At 70.6% G+C, this 24,286-nt stretch carries 15 protein-coding genes and 1 tRNA gene; 7 read left to right on the top strand and 9 right to left on the bottom strand.

The window, feature by feature from the left end; genetic code table 11:
• Positions 1 to 3 precede the first annotated feature (3 nt).
• Together MWM08_RS21865 and MWM08_RS21860 are read right to left on the bottom strand one after the other, a co-directional pair.
• Positions 4 to 2,292, bottom strand: a complete 2,289-nt coding sequence (locus tag MWM08_RS21865; protein WP_244408620.1) for a penicillin acylase family protein — start codon at positions 2,290 to 2,292, stop codon at positions 4 to 6.
• Positions 2,289 to 3,866, bottom strand: coding sequence for an ABC transporter substrate-binding protein (locus MWM08_RS21860; RefSeq protein WP_244408619.1), 1,578 nt, complete (start codon positions 3,864 to 3,866; stop codon positions 2,289 to 2,291). Before MWM08_RS21860 ends, MWM08_RS21865 begins: the two co-directional genes overlap by 4 nt.
• Positions 3,867 to 4,081: 215 nt before the next feature.
• Here MWM08_RS21860 and MWM08_RS21855 point away from each other — a divergent pair, with 215 nt between their 5' ends.
• Positions 4,082 to 6,370: a xanthine dehydrogenase family protein molybdopterin-binding subunit gene (locus MWM08_RS21855; protein WP_244408618.1), complete on the top strand. Its 2,289-nt coding sequence runs from the start codon at positions 4,082 to 4,084 to the stop codon at positions 6,368 to 6,370.
• Positions 6,371 to 6,412: 42 nt separating this feature from the next.
• Here MWM08_RS21855 and glgX read toward each other — a convergent pair whose 3' ends face one another.
• Genes glgX through MWM08_RS21830 form a run of 5 tightly spaced genes read right to left on the bottom strand, consistent with a single transcriptional unit; the run spans position 6,413 to position 17,604 of the window.
• Positions 6,413 to 10,174, bottom strand: a complete 3,762-nt coding sequence (gene glgX / locus MWM08_RS21850; protein WP_244408617.1) for a glycogen debranching protein GlgX — start codon at positions 10,172 to 10,174, stop codon at positions 6,413 to 6,415.
• A complete protein-coding gene (glgA, locus tag MWM08_RS21845) occupies positions 10,167 to 11,585 on the bottom strand; it encodes a glycogen synthase GlgA (RefSeq protein ID WP_244408616.1) in 1,419 nt (472 codons plus the stop codon). Before glgA ends, glgX begins: the two co-directional genes overlap by 8 nt.
• 7 nt (positions 11,586 to 11,592) lie before the next feature.
• A complete protein-coding gene (gene glgC, locus MWM08_RS21840) occupies positions 11,593 to 12,861 on the bottom strand; it encodes a glucose-1-phosphate adenylyltransferase (protein ID WP_244408615.1) in 1,269 nt (422 codons plus the stop codon).
• A gap of 25 nt (positions 12,862 to 12,886) precedes the next feature.
• Positions 12,887 to 15,082: a 1,4-alpha-glucan branching protein GlgB gene (gene glgB / locus MWM08_RS21835; RefSeq protein ID WP_244408614.1), complete on the bottom strand. Its 2,196-nt coding sequence runs from the start codon at positions 15,080 to 15,082 to the stop codon at positions 12,887 to 12,889.
• Positions 15,079 to 17,604, bottom strand: coding sequence for a glycogen/starch/alpha-glucan phosphorylase (locus MWM08_RS21830; protein ID WP_244408613.1), 2,526 nt, complete (start codon positions 17,602 to 17,604; stop codon positions 15,079 to 15,081). Before MWM08_RS21830 ends, glgB begins: the two co-directional genes overlap by 4 nt.
• On the opposite strand from MWM08_RS21830, the gene MWM08_RS21825 reads away from it, so the two are divergent.
• From MWM08_RS21825 to MWM08_RS21810, 4 genes are read left to right on the top strand one after another with little or no spacing between them, the layout of a single operon-like run.
• On the top strand, positions 17,596 to 18,429 hold the full coding sequence (locus MWM08_RS21825; protein WP_341482837.1) for an enoyl-CoA hydratase/isomerase family protein: 834 nt from the start codon (positions 17,596 to 17,598) through the stop codon (positions 18,427 to 18,429). The two genes, MWM08_RS21830 and MWM08_RS21825, sit on opposite strands and share 9 nt — an antisense overlap.
• Entirely contained in the window at positions 18,426 to 19,622 is a 1,197-nt protein-coding gene (locus tag MWM08_RS21820; RefSeq protein WP_244408611.1) for a CaiB/BaiF CoA transferase family protein, read from the top strand. The genes MWM08_RS21825 and MWM08_RS21820 overlap by 4 nt, the downstream gene beginning before the upstream one ends.
• On the top strand, positions 19,619 to 20,362 hold the full coding sequence (locus tag MWM08_RS21815) for an enoyl-CoA hydratase/isomerase family protein (protein ID WP_244408610.1): 744 nt from the start codon (positions 19,619 to 19,621) through the stop codon (positions 20,360 to 20,362). Before MWM08_RS21820 ends, MWM08_RS21815 begins: the two co-directional genes overlap by 4 nt.
• Positions 20,362 to 21,969, top strand: a complete 1,608-nt coding sequence (locus tag MWM08_RS21810) for an AMP-binding protein (RefSeq protein WP_244408609.1) — start codon at positions 20,362 to 20,364, stop codon at positions 21,967 to 21,969. The genes MWM08_RS21815 and MWM08_RS21810 overlap by 1 nt, the downstream gene beginning before the upstream one ends.
• Before the next feature lie 22 nt (positions 21,970 to 21,991).
• Here MWM08_RS21810 and MWM08_RS21805 read toward each other — a convergent pair whose 3' ends face one another.
• On the bottom strand, positions 21,992 to 22,507 hold the full coding sequence (locus MWM08_RS21805; RefSeq protein ID WP_341482873.1) for a GNAT family N-acetyltransferase: 516 nt from the start codon (positions 22,505 to 22,507) through the stop codon (positions 21,992 to 21,994).
• 126 nt (positions 22,508 to 22,633) lie between these two features.
• On the opposite strand from MWM08_RS21805, the gene MWM08_RS21800 reads away from it, so the two are divergent.
• Positions 22,634 to 22,710, top strand: a tRNA-Arg gene (locus MWM08_RS21800).
• A 392-nt stretch (positions 22,711 to 23,102) separates the two neighbouring features.
• Complete coding sequence (locus MWM08_RS21795; protein ID WP_244408608.1) at positions 23,103 to 24,050, top strand: LysR family transcriptional regulator; 948 nt, start codon at positions 23,103 to 23,105, stop codon at positions 24,048 to 24,050.
• On the opposite strand, the gene MWM08_RS21790 is transcribed toward MWM08_RS21795, so the two are convergent.
• The gene (locus tag MWM08_RS21790) at positions 24,029 to 24,286 is read right to left on the bottom strand and encodes a DUF2274 domain-containing protein (RefSeq protein ID WP_244408607.1); all 258 of its coding nucleotides are present in this window, start codon (positions 24,284 to 24,286) and stop codon (positions 24,029 to 24,031) included. The genes MWM08_RS21795 and MWM08_RS21790 overlap by 22 nt on opposite strands.

Raw genomic sequence — 24,286 nt, 5'->3', positions numbered from 1 at the left:
GCGTCAGCGCGGCGTGAGTGCCTGCCGCGCACTGGCCGAGGCGGCGATCGCCTCCCAGCCGTAGCGCATCGGTGTGAGGCGCGCCTCGGCCCAGGCCGCGTGCTGGTCGGTGTAGTGCGCGCTGCCCGGATGGCCCGAGGCGCCGTGGAATACCGTCCAGCGCGACTTCTCCCAGTCGCCGACGTCGAAGACGTACCGGGCGAGCGCGCCATAGGTTGCGCGCGGCCCGCCGGAGGGCAGCAGGCCGTTGGCGAAGACCGTGTCGCCATCCCCGCCGATCGCGCGCGCCGGCGCATTTAGCAGCGTCGCCGCGTCCGGAAACAAGGCCGAGAGCGGATGCGCAAGATGTGGCCGATGCGCCTCGCCCCAGGGCTGCGCCGCGATGGGGTCGGCCGCGGCAGCGGCCAGCGCGGCCTGCAGCGCCTGCGTCCAGGTCCATCCGCCGAGCAGTGTCGCATCGTCGGCGCGCAGCAGCGCGGGCAGCGTCCACCACAGCTGGTTGAGCGGAACGACGCCGGGCGGCACGGTCAGCAGCGCGCTGCCGGTCAGCGTGCCGAGGCCGCTGCGCTCGGCAAGGATGCGCGTCAAGGCAAGCCGCACGGCGATGTAGTCGCTGGCGGCTGTGCTGCCCTGCGCCATGCGACCATCCCAGGCGAGCAGCCTGTCGCGCAGCGCGGCGACAGCGGGATCGGCCGATGCGGGCAGGGCCCCGACTTTGCCGCGCAGCAGGACGGCGTTGGCCGAGAGCGTGTCCGCATGAATCGCCTCCGGCATCGTCGCAGGCTCTGCGAGCAACGCTGCAATCCGCCGCGCCCGGGTCGGCGGGTGGCAATCGGTGCAGAGGTAGTCGGGCCCGCTATCGGCGACGACGCGGTTGTTGGCGGTGACGATGACGCCGCCGGCGGGGTCGATCTGGCGCGGCATGGCCTCGAACGGAATCCAGCCCTGCCAATCATGCGCGCCGGTCCAGCCCGGCACGGGCAGCCAGCCATTCGCGCGCGGCCGGCGCGGCACCATCGCGCGCACGAGGTGGCCAATCCGCCCGGCGGTATCCGCCGCCACCAGGTTGTGGTCGATCAGGCCCCAGCCGCGCGTCGCCTCGAACAGGTCCGGCACGGTCCCTGCGCGCAGCATGCGCGGCAGGCAATCGAAGGACAGGTCAGCCTCGGCGAACTGCACGGAGCGCAGTGCGATGGCGTGGCCCGACAGCGGATCGCCGGCGATCACCGGGCCGTGCGATGTCTCGATCACCTCGATCTCCTGCGTGGCGCCGCCGCGAACCGCGATGCTTTCGCGCCGGCGCCGGACCGGCAGCCATGCGTCCCGATGCAGGTAATGCGCGGCACCGGCGTCGAAGCGCTCGACGAACAGGTCGTGGATGTCGACGAAGGCGTGCGTCACGCACCACGCCACCCGCCCGTTATGCGCGAAGTGCGGGAATCCCGGCACGCCCGGCACGGTGAGGCCGACCACGTCGAAGGCATCGCAGGCCAAGTGGCCCTGCGCATACATGTTCGGGATCTCGAACAACCGGTGCGGATCCCCCGCGAGCAGCGGGCGACCGGTCGGGCTGCGCGCCGGCGCCATCACCCAGTTGTTGCTGCCGCCGCCCGTCGCGTCCGGCGCCGCACTGTCGAGCAATGCCGCGACAGCGGGCGCCAGGTCGGCCAGCGTCGCGGTCCAGCGTGCGGCCTCGACACCCGGCGGGATGCACAGCAGGTCGATCCCGCCATCCTCGTAGCGCAGCTTCGCAGCCTGCTCCGCACCGACCAGCGGCAGGGCCGCGGCGCGCCACAGCTTGAACCAGACCGAGCCCATCAACAGGCCGAGCCGGCGCATGACCGCGATCGGATGCCAGGCCTCCCAGCGCTGCGGCGTGGCACCGAGCATCGCGTATTCGACCGGCAGTGGCGCGCCCGATGCGACGAAGGCGTTCACCCCCGCGACATAGGCCTCGAGCATGCCGCGCGCCTCGGCGCCAAGGGCCGCGACGTCGCGCCGGCAGGCAGCCTCCATGCCGAGCCGGCGGCACAGCATGTCCATCCCCGCGGCGGGCGCGCCGAGCCATTCGGCACTGCGCCCGAGCGCACGACGCAGGTTGAGCTCCATCTGGAACAGCCGGTCCTGCGCATGCACGAAGCCCTGCGCCAGGAAGGCATCCTGCGCGCTACGCGCACGAATATGCGGGATGCCCTCGGGGTCGCGGAAGACCTCGACCGCGTCGATCAGGCCGGGGATGCGCAGCGTACCGTCCAGCGGCGGCAAAGCCGCGCGCAATGCGTCGGGCGTCATCCGGCGAGTTCGACCTCCCAGAACATCGGGTAGGACGAACGGATGAGGTTGGTGAGCGAGGTGCGGTAACCCGCCGGGATGGTGAACTGCCCCCACATCACCGCCGGTGTCAGGTCATAGGCGATGGTCTGGATTTCGGCCGCGACGCGCGCGCGCGCCGCCTCGTCCTCGGCGCGCGCGAAGGACTGCAGCAGCGCGGGGATGCGGTCGTCGCAGGACCAGCCGGGGAAGTCCGCGCAGGTGGAGGCGACGTAGAAATGCGTGAGCGGGGAGAACATGTCCGTGCCGTTCGAATAGACCGAGAACATCGACCATCCGTCGCGCCGCACGCGCCGCGCCAGGACGGTGCCCCAGTCCATCACCTGCTGGTCAACGTTGAAGCCGGCCAGCTTCATGTTCTGCACCAGCACCATCGACGCGGTCTGGCTGATCGACCCGGCGACCTCCATGGCGATCACGGGTTCGCCACGATAGCCGGCTGCACGGAGCTCGGCGCGCGCGCCTTCGATATCCACCCGCGCGCCGGCAGCACCGGCCGTCGAGGAATAGGGCGCGTCGCACATCCAGAAGGACGGGCATTGCGGCGCGCGGAAGCGCTCGGGCACGCCGATCGCGGTCAGCACCGCCGTCTGGTCCGCGAGCTTCCACAGTACGCGGCGGATCGCCGGGTTGTCGAAGGGCGCGACCGCATGGTTCAGCCGGAAATTGCCCTGGAACTGATGCAGTCCACCCAGGCCCAGCAACTGCACGCCGCGCGCGCGTTCGAGCCGCGGCAGCAGGTCGAAGGGGAGGTACTGCATATAGTGGATCTCGCCCTGCATCAGGGCATTGGCGCCGGTCAGCTGGTCGGGCATGACGCGGAGGTTCAGTTGGTCGATCTTCACGCGCTTGCCGCCGGCCAGGAAGTCTGGCGGTTCGGCGCGCGGCACGTAGTCGGCGAAGCGTTCCAGCACCATGAGATTGCCCGGTCGCCAGAGATCCGCGCGAAAGCGGAAGGGGCCGGAGCCGACGATCTCGGTTATGCGTTGCGTGTTCGGCACGCGCGCCAGGCGTTCGGGCATCATCACCGGCAGCGGCGCGTTCGGCTTGCCGAGCACCTGCAGCAGCAGCGGGAAGGGTTCCTTCAGCACCAGCACGAAGGTCCGTGGGTCGGTCGCCTCGAGCGACGCGGTCGCAGCCTGCAGCATCCGCCCGAGCGGATCGCGCGGCGCCCAGCGGTTCAGCGACAGGACGCAGTCCGTCGCGGTCACCGGCGCGCCGTCGTGCCACTTCAGGCCGTCGCGCAGCCGGAAGCGCCACGTCAGGCGGTCGGCCGAACTCTCCCACGCCTCGACCATCTGCGGGCGGATCTGGCCGCGATCATCCATCGCGAACAGCGTGTCGAACACATGCGTCGCGAAGGTACGCGTGATCGCCGCAGTGATGACATGCGGGTCGAGGATGACGACCTCGGATTCCAGCACGATGTCGAGTGCCCTCGCGGCGCGTGCCTCGGGCGGGCGAATGATGCCGGAGGCCGCAAGCGCCGTGCCCGCTGCCAGCACGCCCCGGCGCCCCGTTGTTGGTTGCAGCATTCGCGCATCCTCCGCCCGTGTTTGCCGGAAAGACTAGCAGCCTGGCGCGGGTATGCCAGACTTGCGCGCGCGGCTGGCATACGCCCGCGGCCGTGGCATGCTGTACCGGCGCCGCATGCGCCACCAGCAGGAGCACCCAGCGTGACCATCACGGGCAGCCGCCGCGCAAGCACCGAACCGCAATGCGGCATGTACTGCGCCGCCGGTGCGCGGCCATGACGACGCTCATGCAGCGAGGCCTGTCGCGGCGGCGCGTCGAGGATGACCGCTTCCTGCGCGGCCAGGGCCATTTCGTCGAGGATTTGGATGCGCGAGATGCCCTGCACGCTGCCGTGCTGCGTTCGCCCCATGCCCATGCGCGGATCGTCGCCATCGATGTCACGGCGGCGCGCTCCATGCCGGGGGTCCGCGATGTGCTGACCGCGGCCGAGCTGCGTGCGGAGGGCCTCCATCCGCTGCCCTGTGTCGCCAAAGTCGCGACGCTCGCCCCGCTGATCATCCCCCCGCGCCCGGCCCTCGCCGAGCATCGCGTGCGCCATGTCGGCGACCCCGTGGCCTTCGTGGTGGCCGATACCGCAGCGCAGGCGCGCGACGCCTCCGAGGCGATTGTGGTCGACTACGAAACGCTGGCGGCCGTCACCGATGGCGCCGCCGCGCTCTTGCCTGCCGCGCCGCTGCTCTGGGAGGACGCACCCGGCAACCTCGCCTTCCGCTTCCAGAAGGGCGATGCGGCGGCGGTCGATGCCGCCTTCGCGCAGGCAGACACCATCGTCGCGATCGACCTGGTGAACAACCGCGTCACCGCTGCGGCGCTGGAGCCGCGGGCCGCCATCGCGCGGTTCGACGCTGTGACGCAGACCTTCCTACTGCAGGTGACAGGCCAGGGCGTGCACGCCATGCGCGACCAGCTCGCCACCGTGCTCGGCGTGGCGCCGGCGCGGATCCGTGTCGTGGCGCCCGATGTCGGCGGCGGCTTCGGTGCCAAGAACTTCATCTTCCCCGACTACGCGCTGGCCATGCTCGCCGCGCGCCGGCTCGGCCGCCCGGTGCGGTGGGTATCCGACCGGACGGAGGATTTCGTCTCGACCGTGCATGGCCGGGACAACCGCACGACGGCACGCCTGGCGCTCGATGCCGATGGCCGCTTCCTCGCGCTGCGTGCCGACACCGTCGCGAACATGGGAGCGTATCTGTCGGCCAGCGGACCGGGCAGTTCGACCAATTCGCCGGGCACGTCGATGGGCGGGCTGTACGACATCCCCGCCGTCTTCATGGATGTGCGCGGCGCCTTCACCAACACCGTGCCGATCGACGCGTATCGTGGCGCCGGCAAGCCGGAAGCTAACTACATCATCGAGCGCTTGGTCGACCTTGCGGCGCGGCGCACGGGGATCGATGCGACAGAGCTGCGCCGGCGCAACCTGATCGCCACCTTCCCGCATCGCACGGCGATGGGCATGAACATCGACTGCGGTGAGTTTCGCGCCAACCTGGACCGCGCGGCGGATGCGGCGGACATCGCCGGATTCGCGCAACGCCGCGCGGCCTCCGAGGCGCGGGGCATGTTGCGTGGCCTCGGCATCGCCTGCTTCCTGGAGACCTCGCGCGGCGCACCCGGCGAATGGGCCGCGGTGCGCTTTGCCGCGGATGGCACCGTGGCCCTCGCAGTCGGCACGCAGTCGAATGGGCAGGGGCACGAGACCAGCTTCCCGCAGGTCGCCGCCGACCTCCTCGGCCTTCCCATCGAAGTGTTCCGCTTGGTGCAGGCCGATACGCGCGATGTCGCGCGCGGCCACGGCCATGGCGGCGCGCGGTCGCTGCACATGGGCGGCGAGGCGATGGTGCGGGCGATCGATGCGATGCTGGGCAAGGCACGGGCGCTGGCGGCGCAGTTGCTGCAGGCGCCCGAGGCGTCCTTGCGCTTCGCCGAGGGCCGTTTCTGCCTGGCCGACGACCCGGCCGGCCGCGGCGTGGGCCTTCTCGACCTGGCGCGGGAGGCGCCCGGTGCCCTTGACGCAGAGGTCGACAGCGACCTCGACCTGGTCACCTTCCCCAATGGCTGCCAGGTGGCGGAGGTCGAGGTCGATCCCGAGACAGGCCAGGTGCACCTGCTACGCTACACCGCGGTGGACGACTACGGGCGTCTGTTGAACCCGATGCTCACGATCGGCCAGGTGCAGGGCGGCCTGGCGCAGGGCATCGGCCAGGCGATGCTCGAGGAGATCGTCCATGACCCGGAGTCCGGCCAGATCCTGACGGCGTCGCTGATGGATTACTGCCTGCCGCGTGCGACGGACCTGCCGCCGCTCGATATCACCTGCATCGAGGTGCCGACCGCCTCGAATCGGTTGGGCGTGAAGGGCTCCGGCCAGGCGGGTTGCATCGGTGCACCGCAAACGGTGATGCATGCGGTGCTCGATGCGCTTGCACCGCTCGGCATCGATGGGATCGACATGCCTGTCACGCCGATGAAGGTCTGGAAGGCGATCCACGCGGCGCGTTAGCGCGTTTTCCGACGGGCCGCTGCCGTCTGCCCGGACAAGGCGTCAGCCAGCGCCGCGCTGCGCCAGGATCGCGGCAAGCACGGCAGGCGCGCTGTCGCCGTCGAACAGCCGATCCGCCGCCATCGGCAGGCGCCGGCGCCAGTTCGGGCGTTCGCGGTCGGTGCCGGGCAGGTTTACACCGATCCGCTCGCCGGCAAGGTCCTCGGCCTGCACGAGCATCATGCGGCTCGGCGTCGCGGCGACAAAGCGGTGGACGGCTGCTGCCGTTTCCGGGCCGAAGCTGCCGGCTGCGATGCCGCAGGCCGCGGCGAGCGCCTCGCGCTCCCGCGCGCGCACGTCGAGGGATGTCTGCGCTGCGGCCGGCGCCAACAATCCCAGCGCCGCGCGTTCTTCGAGATCGGCGCCGGTCCACCAGCCGGCGAGCGTTGCGAGGTCGTGGGTGGACACGCAGGCCGCGGCCAGCGCGGGCCAGTCGGCGGGAGCGCGGAAGCCATGGCCGTCGCGCTCGAACCAGAGCACGCGATACGCCAGCACACGCGCTGCCGCGAGCCGATCCGCGAAACCCTCCGGCACGGTGCCGAGCGCCTCGCCAACCACAGCGCACGCCGCGGCGCGGCTTTCCCGCGCCAGCGTCGCAAGCATCCCCGATCCGTCGCAATGCAGGTAGCAGCCCTCGTTGGCGCGTGCGCCCTCGGGCACGATGAACAGCCGCTCGAGACCCATCGCGTGGTCGAGCCGCAGCGCGCGTGCGTGGCGCATGTTGGCGCGCAGCAGCGTGGCGAAGCCGCCATGCCGCGTGGCCTCCGAAACGTGCGGATGCGGTACCGGCAGGCCCCACACCTGCCCATCGGCCGCGAAGGGGTCGGGCGGGGCGCCGATCGAGAAACCGCGCAGGAACGCGCCGGGTTGGGACCACACCTCGGCGCCGTCAGGCGCGGCACCGACCGCGAGGTCGCGGTATAGCCCCGGCCCCGCCGCGGCGGCAGCACCAAGCTGACGGTCGCACATCCATTGCAGCGCCGTGTGAAAGCGCAGCGCATCCGAAGCACTCGCCCGCAGACTCGCCATCGCGGTGTCGTCGGGATGCGCATGGCCGGCCGGCCAGTCGCGCGGTCCGAAGCGCTCGGCCAGGACGGCGAAGGCTGCGAAATCCTCGAGCGCGGTGCCGCCCTCCCCGCGGAACGCTGTGAATTCGGCATGGTCGCGCGGCAAGGCTGCGACCGCGGCATCGAGCACGGCGCGCTTGGCAGCCCATGTGGCCGGGTAGTCGACCAGCGTACCGGCGCGCAGCGCGGCGAAAACCGCTGCGTGGCGGTCCAGCGCGGCCCGGACGGCCGGTGCGTCGCCGACCATGGGCAGCGCCGTCACATCGAGCAGCACGGGTTCGAGGAAGCGGCGATCCGAGGGCTGGTAGGGGCTGGCGCGTTCCCGCTCCGTCGGCATCAGGGCATGCGGCGGGCTAAGGCCGACCAGTGCAGCGCCGTGTGCCGCCGCGCCGCGCGCCAGCATCGCGAGCGCGGTGTAGTCGCCGATGCCCTGGTCGACGTCGTGGCGCAGCGCAAACAGCTGCGCGGCGACGCCGAAGCGTCGACCCGCCGGAGCGTCGTGGCACTGCCCGGGATCGACGTTTGCGCTCCGCGGCGCCGCGCGACGTCGCGCCAGGCTGTCGCGCGCCTGGGCGGTGGTCTCTGCCGGCAGATCAAGCGCGGCGAGCACCGCGCGCAATGTCGCCTCGGGAACCGCATGACGTGCGCCATCGATATCGTGCCACTGCGTCGCGATACCCGCAGCGGTCGACAGTTCGGCCAGCAACGCTCGATCCGGCGCGGCGGGCGCGCGCGGCGCGTTCGGCATCGCGGTGAACCACGCGACGGAGCGCGGTGCCAGCGGGACAGACTTGCCTGGGGCGGTGTCGCGCGCGGGATCGGCGCTGTCGGCAAGCAGGCGCCAGGTGCCTTCCGGCAGCGTCAGCGTCGCGCTGTCGTCGCCGCCGTGCAGGGCCACCAGCGCCCGCGTCTCGCCGGACTGCAGCACCATGACCACGCTGCGCGATCCGGGGTTGGTCCAGTCCTCCGAGGTCATCGGACTGCCGTCCAGGCGCAGCCAACGCAGGTCGGGCGCGCCGGTCGCATCGGGCGTGCCGGTCAGCGGTGCCGTGCCCGACAGCGCGGGATGTGCGCGCCGCAGCGAGACCAGCCGCGCGGTGAAGTCGACCAGCGCCTCGTCGGCCGCGGTCCAGTCGAACCAGGTCGTCGCATTGTCCTGGCACCAGGCGTTGTTGTTGCCCAGCTGGCTGCGCCCGGCCTCGTCGCCCATCGAGAGCATCGGCGTGCCGCGCGCGGCGAGCAGCGTCGCCAGAAGCGCGCGGACATCCGCCTTGCGGCGCGCCGTGATGTCGGGATCGTCGCTCGCGCCCTCGATGCCGTGGTTCCAGGAGAGGTTGTCGTTGGTGCCGTCGCGGTTCTCCTCGCCATTCGCCGTGTTGTGCTTCTGCGCATGGCTGACCAGGTCGGCCAGCGTGAAGCCGTCATGGGCCGTGACGAAGTTGATGCTGTCGGTCGCGGGGCGCGTGCCGAAGACGTCGCGCGACCCGGCCAAGCGCGTCGCCGCATCGCCGAGGCTTCCGACATCGCCGCGCCAGAAGCGGCGAATGCTGTCGCGGAAGCGGTCGTTCCACTCGCCCCAGCCTGGCGGGAAGGCGCCCAGCCGATACCCGCCATGGCCGACATCCCACGGCTCGGCGATGATCCAGCGGTCGCGCAGCAACGGGTCCTGGCGCATCGCCTGCAGCAATGGGGCCTGCGGGTCGAAGCCGTTCGCGCGGCGTCCGAGCGTGGTCGCGAGGTCGAGCCGCAGCCCGGCCAGCCCGGCTTGGCCGACCCAGTGGCGCATCGCATCCATCGCGAGGCGCAGCGGCCAGGCCTGGTCGAGCGCCAATGCATGGCCACAGCCGCTGTCGTTCACGTAGCGGCCCTGCGTATCGGTGCGATACCAGGCGGCGTCGCCGAGACCACGCAAGGATAGCGTGGGCCCCTGTGCATCGCCCTCGCCCGAATGGTTCAGCACGACATCCAAGATGGTGCCGATCCCGGCCTCGGCCAGCGCGGCGACGGCGGCGCGCACTTCCGCCATGCCACCGGGCGCGAGCCGCGGGTCCGGCGCGAGCCACGCGACCGGATTGTAGCCCCAGGCGTTGGTCAGTCCGAGCGGCGCCAGCTGCGGTTCATCGACCCAGGCGGCGGTGGGCATGAGTTCAACATGGGTAACGCCAAGGCGCCGCAAATGTGCGATGGCGGCCGGATGCGCAAGGCCCGCGAAGGTGCCGCGGATTGCGTCGGGTATGTCGGGATGGCTGCGCGTGAAGCCGCGCACATGCAGTTCGTAGATCACACGCGGGCCGGGGCAGGGCGGCGGCGCCGGCGCCGGCGGCAAGGGCGCCACGAGCACCACTTTGGGCATGGCCGCTGAGCTGTCCGCGCCGGGCACCAGGAGCGTGTCGTGCGTCGCGAAGGGACGATCGATCGCCCGCGCCCAGGGGTCGAGCAGCAGCTTGGATGGATCGAAACGCTCCGACGCGGGGCCGTGCGCACGCAGCCCGTAGCGGGCGCCCTGCACGACGCCGCGCAGCATGCCGTGAAAGACATCGCCGGTGCGTCCCGGCAGGCGCCAGCGGCCGACCTCGCGCGCACCGGCCTGGTCGAACAGGCAGAATTCCACGGCGTCGGCACCAGGCGCCGGAATGGCGATGCTGGCGCCCTCGGCCGTCAGATGAACGCCGAGTGGCTCCGCCGCACCATCATCCATGCCGCGAAGCCAGACCCTTGAGCAGTGTGGCATAGCGCCCGGCCGACGGACCCCACGACACGTCGGTCGCGAGGCCATTCGCCTGGATCATGCGCCAGGCTGGCGCGTCGCCGAACAGCGCCAGCGCACGTCGCAGCCCGGCTGCCAGCGCATCCGCGCGGCCGGGTGCGACCTGCACGCCGGTCGCGCAGTGCGCCGCCAGCGCCATCGGGCTCGCATCGATCACCGTATCGCCCAGCCCGCCGGTGCGCGCGACGACCGGCACCGCGCCGTAGCGCAACGCGGCTAGCTGCGCCAATCCGCAGGGTTCGAAGCGCGATGGCACTACCAGCATATCCGCTCCGCCATAGACCAGACGCGCAAGGCCTTCGTCGAATCCGATGAAGGCGCCCGCACGCCCGGCATGCATCGCGGCGAAGCTGCGGCAGGCGTGTTCGATCGGCGCTTCGCCGGACCCCAGCAGCGCCAACTGCGCGCCGTGGTCCATCAGCGTATATGCCGCATCGAGCAGCAGGTCCGCGCCCTTCTGCCACGCCAGCCGCCCGACGAAGGCGACGAGCGGCGCGGCGGGGTCGACCGCGAGGCCGAAGCGCGCCTGCAGCGCCGCCTTGTTCGCCGCGCGCGGCGCGGGATCGTCGGCCGAGAATGTCGCGGCAAGCGCGGCATCCGACTGCGGATCCCAGTCCGCGACATCGAGCCCGTTCAGGATGCCGTGCAGGTCACGCGCGCGCCCGCGCAGAAGGCCATCGAGCCCCATGCCACCCTCCGGCGTCAGGATCTCCTCGGCGTAGCTCGGCGAGACGGTGTTGATCGCGTCCGCGAACCACAGCCCCGCCTTCAGGAAGCCGACGGCGCCGTAGTATTCCAGCCCCTCGCGCGCGAAGGCCGCGCCGGGGAGGCCGAGGGCGGGAAACACCGACGCCGGGAACTTTCCCTGGTAGGCTAGGTTGTGAATGGTAAAGAGGCACGGGATGCGCCGCGGCGCGAAGCGCAGATACGCCGGCACCAGCCCTGCCTGCCAGTCATGCGCATGAACCGCATCGACGCCGAGCGAGAGCGCGAGAAGCGTCGCCGCACGGCCGAGGGCGGCGAACCGGATCGCGTTGTCCCCCCATTCGCCGCCGCCCGGCGCGACATAGGGACCGCCCGGGCGGTCGAACAGGTGCGGCGCGTCGAGGGCGAGGATGCCGCGCGCCTCACGGATGCGGGCGGCGCCGCCGAACAGGTCGGGCAGGTCCAGCACCACGCGGCCGCGCGCGAAGGTGCCGCGCAGCGAGCGATAGGCCGGGATCAATGTCGTGACGTGCACGCCCTCGGTTGCCAGCGCGCCCGGCAGCGCGCCGACGGCATCGGCGAGGCCGCCGGTCTTGACCAGCGGATAGGCCTCCGAAGCGACCGCAAGGACCTTCACCCTGCGCTCAGTCCAGCCGGTCGAGCATTGGCTGCGTGATCAGGCAGACACCAGTGTCGGTCCGCCGGAAGCGGGCCTCGTCGGCTTCGGGGTCCTCGCCGACCACGAGGCCCGCGGGAATACGCACGCCACGATCCACCACCACCCTGGTCAGCCGCGCGCCGCGGCCGATGTCGACACCAGGCAGGACCACCGCGCCGTCCAGCATGGCGTAGGAATGCACATGCGTCCCGGTGGACAGCAGCGAGTGCCGCACCATGGCTCCGGAGACGATGCAGCCACCGGAGACAAGGGAGGAGATCGCCTCGCCGCGCCGCCCGTCGATGTCGTGCACAAACTTCGCGGGCGGCGTGACCTCGGCATGTGTCCAGATCGGCCAGGCGCGGTCGTAGATGTCGAGGTCGGGAACGATCTCCGTCAGGTCGATGTTCGCCTGCCAATAGGCATCGACCGTGCCGACATCGCGCCAGTACAGCGAGGTCTCCGCACCCGACCGGACGCAGGATTTCTCAAAGCGGTGGGCGAAGGCGCGGCCATGCTTGACGATGTGCGGGATCAGGTCCTTGCCGAAATCATGCGTGGACCCCGCTTCGTCATGGTCGCGCTGCAACTGTTCCGACAGGAAGCGCGTGTCGAAGACATAGATGCCCATCGACGCCAGTGCCTTGTCGGGTTCGCCAGGGATGCCGGGCGGGTCGGCGGGCTTCTCGACGAAATCGGTGATGCGGTCGGTCGCGTCCACATGCATGACACCGAAGCCGGTCGCCTCGGTGCGCGGCAGCACGAAGCAGCCCACCGTCACGTCGGCACCGGTGGCGACGTGCTGCGCCAGCATCACTTCGTAGTCCATTTTGTAGATGTGGTCGCCGGCCAGGATGACCATGAAGCGCGGCGCGTAGTCCTCGATGATGTCGAGGTTCTGGAACACCGCATCCGCCGTGCCGAGGTACCACGACCGCTCATCCACGCGCTGGCTGGCGGGCAGGATGTCGAAGGTCTCGTTGCGTTCGGGGCGCAGGAAGTTCCAGCCGCGCTGGAGGTGGCGGATCAGGCTGTGCGCCTTGTATTGCGTGGCCACCGCGATGCGCCGAATGCCGGAATTCAACGCGTTCGACAGCGAGAAATCGATGATGCGCGACTTGCCGCCGAAGAACACGGCGGGCTTGGCGCGCCGGTCGGTCAGTTCCTGCAGCCGCGACCCGCGGCCGCCGGCGAGGACATAGGCCATGGCCTGACGGGCATAGGGTGGGCCGATCGGGGCGCGGTCGTCCGTCATGGTCTCTCCCTTGGCTGGCCAGTCATCATGCCTTGTCCGGCCCGTTCCAGGAAACCGGCTCGAGATAGAGCGCGCCGAGCGGCGGCACATCGATGCAGGCCGAGGCCGGAAGCCCGTGGCAGGGCGCATCGGTTGCGACCACGTCGGTCATGCTTCCGGCACCGCTGCCGCCGAGCCCAGCCGCATCGGTATTGAGCAGCACGCGCCAGGTGCCGGCTGCCGGCAGGCCGATCCGCCAGCCCCCCCGCGGCACCGGCGTGAAGTTGCAGATCACCGCGACAGGGGGGCCACCGGCGCCATCGAAGCGCAGCCAGGAAAACATGGAATGCGCCGCGTCGTCGGCGTCGATCCAGCGGAAGCCCTCGGGCTCGCAGTCGCGTGCATGCAGCGCGGGATGCGCGCGATGCAGCGTGTTCAGCCGCCGCACGAGGTCCTGCACGCCGCGATGCGGTGTGTGCTGCAGCAGCCACCAGTCGCATTCCTGGGTTTCCGACCATTCCCGCCAGGGGGCGAATTCCTGCCCCATGAACAGCAGTTTCTTGCCCGGATGGCCCCACATGAAGGCGTAGTAGCAGCGCAGCGTCGCGAAGCGCTGCCAGTCGTCGCCCGGCAGTCGCCCCAGCAGCGTGCCCTTGCCGTGCACCACCTCGTCGTGACTGAGCGGCAGGATGAAGGCCTCGTTCCACGCATACATCAGGCCGAAGGTGACAAGTTCGTGGTGGTGCGCGCGGTGGACCGGGTCCTTCGCCACGTAACGCAGCGTATCGTTCATCCAGCCCATGTTCCACTTGAAGCGGAAGCCGAGGCCATCGGGCGCGGTCACGCCCGCCCAGGCGGACGCTTCCTCGGCGGCGGTGACCACGCCCGGTGCCTCCCGCGCAATGAGCGCGTTCGCGCCCTGCAGGAAGCGCACCGCATCGCGGTTGACGTTGGTGCCGTCCTCGTTTGGTGCCCAGCCATCGGGGGGGCGGTCGTAGTCCAGGTAGAGCATGGACGAGACCGCATCCACGCGTAGCCCGTCGGCGTGGTAGCGTTGCAGCCAGAACAGCGCATTCGCCGCCAGGAAGGCCGCGACCTCGCGCCGCCCGAAGTCGAACACAGCGGTCCCCCAGCCCGGCAGGAAGCCGCGGCGTGGGTCCGGGTGCTCGTACAGTGCTGCGCCGTCGAACCGCGCCAGGCCCGCGGCATCCAGCGGAAAATGCGCCGGCACCCAATCCAGCAGCACGCCGATGCCCGCCGCATGCGCGCGGTCGATGAAGCGCGCGAATCCCTCCGGCGGCCCATGCCGCGCCGTGACCGCATAGAGCCCGAGCGGCTGGTAGCCCCAGGATGCATCCAGCGGATGCTCGCTGACCGGCATGAACTCGATATGCGTGAAGCCGAGATCGACGACGTAGGGGATCAGCGCGTCGGCCAATTCGTCCCAGGTGTAGAAGCGCCCGTCCGGGTGCCGCCGCCACGACCCTGCATGGACTTCGTAGATCGCCATCGGTTCGCGCCGCGCATCGCGCCGGGCGCGCGCCGCGACCCAGGAGGCATCCGTCCAGGCGAAGCGATCGGTGCGGGTCACGACTGACGCGGTGGCCGGCCGGAGTTCCGCCGCAAAGCCGAAGGGGTCCGCCTTCAACGGGCACCGTACGCCGTCGCGGCCCAGGATCTCGTACTTGTAGCGCGCCCCTTCCGTCACGCCGGGCAGGAATATCTCCCACAGGCCGGAATCGACGCGCTTGCGCATCGCATGCCGCCGCCCGTCCCAGGCGTTGAAATCGCCGACCACCGACACGCATAGCGCCTGCGGTGCCCAGACCGCGAAGCGCACGCCCTCGGCACCTTCATGCGTGCAGGGATGCGCGCCCAGCCGGTCGAACAGGCGCGCATGCGTGCCCTCGACCAGCAGATGGTCATCCAACGGCCCGAGCGTCGGGCCGAAGGCGTAGGGGTCCTGGAAGTCCCAGGTATCCGCGCCGCGCGCAGCCTGCAGCGTGTAGGCCAGCGGCAGCGTGGCTTCGGCGACCAAGCCCTCGAAGAAGCCGGCATCGTCGCGGCGCTCCAGCGTCACGACGTCCGGCGTGAAGGCCACGAGCGTCTGCGCGCCGGGCACGAAGGCCCGCAGTACGACACCGCCAGGCACCGCATGCGGCCCCAGCAGCGCAAAGGGGTCGGCGTGGCGGGCCGCGAGCAGCTGCGCGATGGCACCGGCATCCGCCCGCCAGGCTGTCATGTCGCCACCGGCACGCCCCAGATCTCGCGCGCGTAGTCCGCGATCGATCGGTCGGAGGAGAACCAGCCCATCCCCGCGGTGTTCAGCACGGCGGTACGTCGCCAGGCCGGCTGGTCACGGTACAGCGTCGCCGCACGCTGCTGTGCTGCGCAATACGCGTCGAAGTCGGCGGCGACCATGAACCAGTCCTCCGCGCGCAGCGATGCCACCAGGTCGCCGTAGCGGCCATGATCGTCGGGCGAGAAGACGCCGCCGCCGATCGCGGCGAGCACCTCGGCCAGCGTGTCCGAGGTAGCCTCCGCCTGTGTTCCCCGCCAGCCGGAGGCGCGGCGCTCGGTCACTTCGTCGGCCGAGAGTCCGAACAGGAACATCTGCTCGGCGCCGATGTGTTCGGCCATCTCGACGGTGGCGCCGTCCAGCGTGCCAATGGTCAGCGCGCCGTTCAGCGCCAGCTTCATGTTGCCCGTGCCCGAGGCCTCCATGCCGGCCGTCGAGATCTGCTCCGACAGGTCGGCCGCGGGCACGATCACCTCGGCGGCGGAGACGTTGTAGTTCGGCAGGAACGCCACCTTCAGCAGCCCGCGCACCGACGGGTCACGGTTCACCACGCGCGCCACGTCGCAGGCGAGCTTGATGATCAGCTTGGCGCGGTGATAGCCCGGCGCGGCCTTGCCGGCGAAGACCTTCACCACCGGCGTCCAGTCGCGCATCGGCTGCGCGCGCATCGCCTCGTACAGCGCCACCGTATGCAGCACGTTCAGCAATTGCCGCTTGTATTCGTGGATGCGCTTGATCTGCACGTCGAACAATGCGGCGGGATCGACGCGCACGCCAGCCTGTTCGCGCAGCATCGTCGCGAGCGCTTCCTTGTTGGCGCGCTTGACCGCGGCGAAGCGCCCCTGGAAAGCGGCGTCGCCTGCAAGGTCCCGCAGCTGCACCAGTATGTCCGGCGCGTCGAGAACCTTTGGCCCGAGTGCTTCCACCAGCAGCCCGGTCAGGCCGGGATTGCACTGCATCAGCCAGCGGCGGAAGGAGATGCCGTTGGTCTTGTTCACGATGCGCCCGGGAAACAGCGTGTTGAAATCGCGGAATACGGTCTGGCGCATCAGGTCGGTGTGCAGCGCCGATACGCCGTTGACGTGATGCGACCCCACGAAGGCCAGGTTGCCCATGCGAACGCGGCGCCCGTGCTCCTCCCCGATCAGCGACACCGAGGCGAGCAGCCGGTCGTCGTCCGGATGCGCGGCGCGCACGGCATCGAGGTGTTCGGCATTGATGCGGTAAATGATCTGCATGTGGCGCGGCAGCAGCCGCTCCATCAGCGGAACCGGCCAGGATTCGAGCGCCTCGGGCAGCAGCGTGTGGTTGGTGTAGGAGACCGCGCCGCGGGTGATCGCCCAGGCTTCCGCCCAGGCGACGGCGTGCTCGTCGACCAGCAGGCGCATCAGCTCCGCCACCGCGATGGCGGGATGCGTGTCGTTCAACTGGATCGACACACGCTCGGCCAGCGTGTTGACGCTGCCAGCCTGGCGGACCTGCCGTCGCAGCAGGTCCTGCAGTGCGGCCGAGGTGAAGAAGTATTCCTGCCGCAGCCGCAGCTCCTGCCCCGCCGGACTGTCATCGGACGGATAGAGCACCTTCGAGATGGATTCCGCGCGCACCTGTTCGGCCAGGGCGCCGTGGTGGTCGCCGCGATTGAAGGCATCGAGGCGGAGCGGGTCGGGCGCGCGTGCGCGCCACAGCCGCAGCACGTTCACATGCTTGCCGCGCCAGCCGACCACCGGTGTGTCGTAGGCGACGGCGTCCACCCATTCGCCGGGATTCCAGCGCAGGCGTTCGTCGCCATCGGGCAGCGCTTCCGCGGTCACCTCGCCGCCGAAGCCGATGCGGTGCCGGATCTCGGGGCGGGCAAATTCCCACGGGTTGCCGAAGGACAGCCAGTCCTCGGGGAATTCCTGCTGCCATCCATCGCGCAGGATCTGCCGGAACAGGCCGTGATCGTAGCGTATGCCATAGCCGAAGGCTGGGATGGCGAGGGAAGACATGCTCTCGAGGAAGCAGGCGGCCAGGCGCCCGAGGCCGCCATTGCCGAGCGCCGCATCGGGCTCCGCCAGGCGCGCCTGGTCGATCGTGACGCCAAGTTCGGCCAGGGCGGTGCGCAGTTCCTCCGCCAGGCCGAGATTGCCGACGTTCTCGCGCAATAGCCGCCCGATCAGGAACTCGAGCGAGAGGTAGTAGACGTGCTTGCCTTCCTTGCCGCGGGTCTGATGCATCTGCACCAGGAAGCGCTCGACCACGTGGTCACGCACCGCCAGCGCGGTCGCCATGAACCAGTCGCGATCGCGCGCCTCCGAGGGCGGCTTGCCGAGCGTATAGGTCAGCTTGCGGAGAATGAGGTCGCGCAGCGACGAGGAGGTCGTCGCGAGGCGGTCGGTCGTGTTCAGGGGAAGCTCTCCGGACCTGGTGCGGGTAAGGATCGACCCTAGCAGACGCGGGGGAGCGATCCAAAGCAGATGCGCCATGCGGCGGCCCGCGGCGTGCGGTCCGTTGACACCCCAGGGCGCCCACGCCACCACTTGCGTGTGGCCGCGATGCGTCGCGGCGCCGCGGTGGCGGCCTATCCCGTGATGGCCGCCGGTTCCCGCGCAGCGACACCCTGGCCGCGAGGCAGCGATGCAGCCCTTCCGCGTGACGGCGCGACGCCGGTGATCAGCAGCGAACGGCGCGATGGCGGGGTCTTGCTTGTCCGGCTCGATCGCCCGCGAAAGCGCAATGCCATGGACCGCGCGATGATCGAGGCGTTGCTCGCGGCATTGCAGGGTGCGGGCAGCGACCACAGCGTGGCCGCGATTGTCCTGGCCGGCGCCGGTGGCAGCTTCTCGGCCGGCGCCGACCTTGCGGAGATGCGGGAGCTGGCGGTGGACCCCGCGGCGCGCGAGGCACGGTCCGCGCTGACCGTCGCGCTGCTCGATGCGCCGGCGCGCGTGCCGCGGCCCGTGATTGCAGCGGTGCAGGGGGCGGCGATGGGGGCGGGTGCGTCGCTCGCACTCGCCTGCGACGCGGTGGTGATGGCCGGGGATGCACGCCTCGCCTGGCCGGAAGCGAGGCACGCCATGCTCCCGCGCCTGGTCGCGCCGGTGCTGTTGCGCCATCTGGGCCCCAAGACAGCCTTCGACCTTCTCGCCACCGGTCGCGACGTGAGTGCGGGCGAAGCGCTGACGCTCGGGCTGGCGACGCGCATCGCGCCCGCCGACACGCTGGAGGACGAGGCCTGCGCGCTGGCCGCCGCCGCCGCGCTGCTGCCACCCGAGGCGATGCTGGAGCTCAAGCGCATGGTGCATGCATGAAGCCGCTCGAAGGCGTGGTGATCCTCGATCTGTCGCGCGTGCTCGCCTGTCCCTTCGCCTCCATGATCCTGGCCGAGCTGGGTGCCGAGGTCATCAAGGTCGAGCAACCCGGCAGCGGCGACGAGACGCGCGGCTTCGAACCCTTCGCCGAGGGTCCGGGCGGTGCGGTCAGCGGCTACTTCATGTCGTGCAACCGCTCGAAGCGATCCGTCACGGTGAACCTGCGCAATCCGGACGGCCAGGCGATCATCCGCAGTCTCGCGGCGCAGGCGGACGTGCTGATCGAGAATTTTCCGGTCGGCACCTTGAAGCGGCGGGGTCTCGACTGGCCGTCGCTGCAGGTGGTGAATCCGCGGCTCGTGTACCTCTCCTGCACCGGCTTCGGGCAGACCGGGCCTTATGCGAAGCGCAAGGGCTACGACACGGTCTTCCAGGCCATGAGCGGGCTGATGAGCTTGACCGGCGAACGCGGCGGCGGCCCGGTGAAGCCGGGTCTGCCGGTCGCGGACCTGACCTCGGGCCTCTGGGTCGCGATCGCCGTGCTGACCGCGCTGCGCGGCCGCGACGCGACGGGGCAGGGGGGCTTCGTCGACTTCTCGATGCTGGACGGCCAGGTCAGCCTGCTGACCATCGCCGCCGCGCGCTGGTTCGCGCTCGGCGAGGTGCCGCCGCGGCTCGGCACCGAACACCCGGGGCGCGTGCCGACCGCTAGCTTCCGCTGCCGCGACGGGCGGTTCCTGCACATCACATGCTCCGACCAGCATTGGGAACCGCTGTGCCGTGCGCTGCGGCTCGATACACTGGCCGTCGATGCCGGCTTGTCGACCAATTCGGGCCGTGTCGCACGCCGCGCCGAGGTGATGGAGGCCCTCACGTCCGCCATGGCGGCGGTCACGCGCGCGGAAGCGGTCGCGCTACTGGATGCCGAGGACGTGCCCAATGGCCCGGTGCTCGCGCTGGACGAGGTGCTGGCCGACGAACATGTCGCCGCGCGCGGCATGGTCGCGCGCTTCACGCATCCGGCGCTCGGCACCTTCCCGGCGCTGCCCGTACCGCTGCGCTTCGACGGCTGGGACCAGCCCGTGCCGGGGCGCCCGCCTCTGCTGGGCGAGCACACCGAGGCCGTCCTGCGTGAGCGGCTCGGCTACGACGCGGCACGCATCGCCGCGCTGCGGGAGGCGGGTGCGATATGACCGATGCCGCGCTCTATGCGGTCGCCGCGGACGGCGTGGCGACTCTCACGCTGAACCGACCTGCGGCGCGCAACGCGCTCAACACCGCGCTGTGCGAGGCGTTGCTGGCTGCTACGCGCCGCGCCGTCGCCGACGGTGCGAAGTTGCTGTTGCTGCGCGCCCGCGGCCCGGTCTTCTGCGCCGGTGCCGACCTCAAGGAACGCCAGGGGATGGATGATGACGCGGTGCGCGCGCGCCGCCTCAAGGCCTTCGCTGCCTATGACGCGATCGAACGCCTGCCCATGCCGGTGGTCGCCGTGGTGGAGGGCCCCGCGGTCGGGTCGGGTGTCGAGATCGCGGCCGCCGCGGACTTCATCGTCGCGACGCCGACGGCCAGCTTCCGCACGCCCGAGGCGTTGTGGGGCACGGTGGGCGCCACGCAGCGCCTGCCGCGCGTGCTCGGCAAGCGGCTCGCGAAGGACATGATGTTCACCGGCCGCACGCTCTCGGCGGCTGAAGCGCTGGCCGCGGGCCTGGTCAGCCGCATCGTCGCGCCGGACGAACTGGAGGAGACGGTCGCCAGCATCGCCGCCACCATCGCCAAGGCATCGCCCGCCGCGCTGGCGCTGGCCAAGCGTTGCATCGACGAGGGCCTGGAGCGTGACCCGCGCGGCGCCTTGGCCACGGAACTGATGGCCATCGAGGAGAGCCTGGCTGCCGCCGAATGGCGCCGCACCATGGCCGGCTTCGGGGATCGCTGATGGATATTGCACGTCTCTGCCCGCTCACCACCGAGGAGGCGCTGCTGCGCGCCGCGACGCTGGCACCGGATGTCGAGGCGATCGTGGCACCCGAGGGTCGCGCGACCTTCGCGCAGCTCGCCGCTCAGGTCGCGCGCGTCCGCGGCGCACTCGTTGCCGCCGGCGTGGTGCGCGGCGATCACGTCGGCATCTGCCTCGGCAACGGCCCGCGCTGGGTAGCACTTTTCCTCGCCATCGGGTCGATCGGCGCGGTGGCGGTACCGGTCAATACGCGGTTCAAGGCGGATGAGCTCGCCTATGCACTGCGGCAGTCCCGCGTGCGCGTGCTGTTCCTGGGGGCGCGCGTTCTGAAGGTGGATTTCCTCGCGATGCTGCGTGCCATCTGCCCTGGCATCGACGCGGTGTTGCCGGATCCCTCGCTGCCCGACCTCGTGCGCGTGGTGGTCTTGGACGATGCGCCGCCGCCGCGCGGCACGCTTGGCTGGGACGCCTTCCTCGCGGAGGGTGGGACGGAGCGGCCGGCGACGTGCACGCCCAACGACACGCTGCTGATCCAGTACACATCGGGCACCACCTCCTTCCCCAAGGGCGTCATGCTGGCGCATCGCAGCATGTGCGCGAACGGGTTCGTCTCCGGTGGCCGGATGGGACTGCGCATCGGCGATCGCTTCCACAGTGCACGGCCGTTCTTCCATGTGGCTGGCACCACGTTGTCGATCCTGGCATGCCTGCAGCATTGCGCCACGCTGGTCACCATGGACCGCTTCGAACCTGGCGAGGCGCTGCGCATGATGGAGGCCGAGCGCTGCACGCACGTCTCGGGCAACGACACCATGGCGCTGATGCTGCTGAACCATCCGGATCGCGCACAGCGGCGCCTGGTGCTGCGCGGCGCATGGGCCGCGGCGTCGCCTGCGATCGTGCGGCGCATCATCGACGAACTCGGCGCGCGCGAATGCGTGGTGGGCTATGGCCTGTCGGAAGCCGCGCCTAATGTCGCGCAGTCGTGCTGGTGGGAACCGGAAGACGTGCGCGTCTCGGCGCGCATGCGGCGGCAGCCCGGCATCGAGGTCCGTATCCGCGATCTGGCGACTGGGCGCGACTGTGCCGCGGGCGAGGCTGGCGAGATCCTGGTGCGCGGATGGAGCGTCATGCAGGGCTACTTCGACAAGCCCGTCGAGACCGCCGCCGCGCTCGACGCCGAAGGCTGGCTCGCCACCGGAGACATCGGCCGCCTCGGCGCCGACGGTCGGCTGGAATTCGCCGGCCGTGCCAAGGAGATCATTCGCGTCGGCGGCGAGAACGTGGCGCCGGCGGAGGTGGAGGATATCCTCCATCGCCACCCGGCCATCCGCCAGGCGGTGGTGGTCGGCGTGCCCGATCCTCGGCTGATCGAGGTGCCCTGCGCATTCGTCGTGTTGAACGACGGCGCGATCGCGACCGAGGCCGAGCTGCTGGCCTGGGCGCGCGATCGTATGGCTGGCTTCAAAGTGCCGCGCCATCTGCGCCTGGTCGAGGGGTTCGAGAGCATCGGCATGACGGCGAGTGCGAAGGTGCAGCGCGGCCCGCTCGCTCGGCATGCGGTGCAGCTGCTCGGGCTCGGCTGAACGGCCGGGGGGGGGCGCGCGGTCAGCCCGCCGGCGGCGTCGCCGGCCCAGCGCCGAGCGGACGCGTCATGAGCACGCTGTCGACCCAGCGCCCGTGCTTCCACCCCACCGCGGGCAGCAGCCCAGCCCGAGCAAATCCGGCGCGCGCATGCAGGCCTATCGACGGCGCGTTGGCGGAATCGCCGATCACCGCGATCATCAGCCGGAAGCCACGATTGGTGCACTCGGCCACCAACGCGTCGAGCAGCGCCGCGCCGGCGCCGTCGCGTGTCGATCCCGGCGCCACATAGACCGAGTTCTCGACGGCGAAGCGGTACGCCGGGCGCGCCCGGTAGGCCGAGGCATAGGCATACCCGGTGACGCGCCCGTCGTGCTCCGCCACGAAGTAGGGGTAGCCGGCCGCCAGCACGGCAGCGCGGCGAAGCGCCATCTCGTCCTGGCCCGGCGGGTCGAGTTCGAAGCTCGCCAGGCCGTGCGTGACCCAGTGGGCGTAGATCGCGGTGATGGCGGGGAGGTCGGCGTCTCGGCTTGGGCGGATGGTCGGTGCGGACTTGGCGGGAGGATGCCGGCGGCCGATCGGACCGGATAGCCGGATGACATGGCGGTTCCGCGATGGCGCTCGGGGCTTCCGTCGGCGGGTGGCCTGGGGTATGGCTGCATGGCTGGACCCGTAGCTCAGCTGGATAGAGCGCTGCCCTCCGAAGGCAGAGGTCGTTGGTTCGAATCCAATCGGGTCCGCCAAATTCTCTACACTAATCAAGGTGCTAGCTGAAGGGTTTTTCGGCTGGCGCGTGCTGCAGGTGCTCACGGAAGCACCACGGAAGCAGTCGGAGAGCGAATCGGGGTCGTCGGCGACGCCCTTCGAGCCGCAATCGCAAGCGGGTGCGCGCGGCTCGGCAGCATGCGGGGGCGCTTCTCGGATGTCCGGCGCGCGGCGCTCCAGCCGAGGCGACCACATTCGCGCAATTCGCTTGGGCCAAAGCGGCCGCAGAAATGTGATTGCGTATGGTGGACGCGCTGCGCCACGCTTCGCGCCGCATTCGACAGAAGGGCCGGTCCTGCGCGCCGATGGCGTGCTCCAAGGCCCGTCACTGACCGGGATCGGGGTCAGCCGGACTTCGCGGCCGGCTGCGATGAAGGGAAAGCGTAGATCGAGCCCAAAGGATGGTCGGTTCGACAGGTCGATCAGCCTGCGCGCGCTATGGCTCGCGAGCCAGGTCCGGGACCTCGGGAGCATCCGGCTTGCGGCGCGCGCCGCGAACCTGACGCCATCGGCCGTCAGCCGGCGCGTGCGCGCGCTCGAGGACGATCTCGGCGTGTCGCTGTTCGAGCGACGCTCGTCCGGCGTGACGACCACCGAGACCGGTGAGCGGTTCCTTGATGCAGCCCGGCTGATCCTGGCGGCGATCGACGACGCGGCGGCTTCCGCCCGCTCCGAGGGCGCCGGCGCCATCGGCCATCTGGTAGTGGCGTCGTACTTCTCGTTTTCGCACGGGCAGCTTCGCGACAGCCTGCTGACCTTCCTCGGACAGAATCCGCGAATGTCGTTTTCGATGGTCGAGGGCGGGCGCGAGCATCTTCTGCGGGCCGTGCGACGAGGTCGAGCGGACATCGCCGTTGTCCTCACCGCACGGGAGGAGCTTGGGCTGGACAGCTTGCCTTCGTGGCGGGAACCCGCGCTGGTTGCGCTGCCGGATGGCCACAGGCTTGCTGACCGTGAGTTGGTGGTGTGGTCCGAATTGGTGACCGAGACGTTCATCACAACGGCGAGCGGCTCGGGGCCGGAGGTGCGGGCCATGATCCAGGGCCTTCTGCCGATCGGGCATGCCGCGCGCTTCACCACGCATGAGGTCGGGCGCGAGGCGATGTTCAATCTCGTCGGCGCGAAGCTTGGCGTGGCCATCGTCGGGGAATCGGCGACCGGCGCCGCCTATCCAGGCGTCGTGTTCCGGCCTGTCGGCGACGAGACGGGACCGACGATGGTCGAGGCGGCGGCGTACTGGGACCCCAAGCGCGACAACCCCGCCTTGCGTCGTTTCCTGGCGCAGCTGCGTGCGAATCAGGGATCGCGCGGCGGCTGAGGCTGCGGCGCCCTCGATCGAGGCGCGGGCCGGCGTGCCGAGCGGAACCCTCGATCGCTCGCGAGGAACCGCGCCAGCATCGGCGCGACGAGCTTCGTGGGCTCGACCTGCTGCCCCGTCTCGCGCGAGAGCGCTTCCGCGTAGGCGACCAGGTCACGGTGGAGATCCGCCGGCAGCTCCACGGTGAGCTTCACCGGCCGGTCATCGAGGATCGGGCCAAGCTTCAGCTTCGGCAT

The sequence above is a fragment of the Roseomonas fluvialis genome (genome assembly GCF_022846615.1).
GTDB lineage: Bacteria > Pseudomonadota > Alphaproteobacteria > Acetobacterales > Acetobacteraceae > Neoroseomonas > Neoroseomonas fluvialis.
Note: the sequence above shows the minus strand (reverse complement) of the source record. Positions and strands in the feature narration are given on the sequence as shown.

Bases quoted from the DNA above. Each gene is read 5' to 3' on its own strand.
- MWM08_RS21865 (WP_244408620.1), bottom strand. From the start codon at position 2,292: ATGACGCCCGACGCATTGCGCGCGGCTTTGCCGCCGCTGGACGGTACG.
- MWM08_RS21860 (WP_244408619.1), bottom strand. From the start codon at position 3,866: ATGCTGCAACCAACAACGGGGCGCCGGGGCGTGCTGGCAGCGGGCACG.
- MWM08_RS21855 (WP_244408618.1), top strand. From the start codon at position 4,082: ATGACGACGCTCATGCAGCGAGGCCTGTCGCGGCGGCGCGTCGAGGAT.
- glgX (WP_244408617.1), bottom strand. From the start codon at position 10,174: ATGGATGATGGTGCGGCGGAGCCACTCGGCGTTCATCTGACGGCCGAG.
- glgC (WP_244408615.1), bottom strand. From the start codon at position 12,861: ATGACGGACGACCGCGCCCCGATCGGCCCACCCTATGCCCGTCAGGCC.
- glgB (WP_244408614.1), bottom strand. From the start codon at position 15,082: ATGACAGCCTGGCGGGCGGATGCCGGTGCCATCGCGCAGCTGCTCGCG.
- MWM08_RS21825 (WP_341482837.1), top strand. From the start codon at position 17,596: ATGCGCCATGCGGCGGCCCGCGGCGTGCGGTCCGTTGACACCCCAGGG.
- MWM08_RS21830 (WP_244408613.1), bottom strand. From the start codon at position 17,604: ATGGCGCATCTGCTTTGGATCGCTCCCCCGCGTCTGCTAGGGTCGATC.
- MWM08_RS21820 (WP_244408611.1), top strand. From the start codon at position 18,426: ATGAAGCCGCTCGAAGGCGTGGTGATCCTCGATCTGTCGCGCGTGCTC.
- MWM08_RS21815 (WP_244408610.1), top strand. From the start codon at position 19,619: ATGACCGATGCCGCGCTCTATGCGGTCGCCGCGGACGGCGTGGCGACT.
- MWM08_RS21810 (WP_244408609.1), top strand. From the start codon at position 20,362: ATGGATATTGCACGTCTCTGCCCGCTCACCACCGAGGAGGCGCTGCTG.
- MWM08_RS21795 (WP_244408608.1), top strand. From the start codon at position 23,103: ATGAAGGGAAAGCGTAGATCGAGCCCAAAGGATGGTCGGTTCGACAGG.
- MWM08_RS21790 (WP_244408607.1), bottom strand. From the start codon at position 24,286: ATGCCGAAGCTGAAGCTTGGCCCGATCCTCGATGACCGGCCGGTGAAG.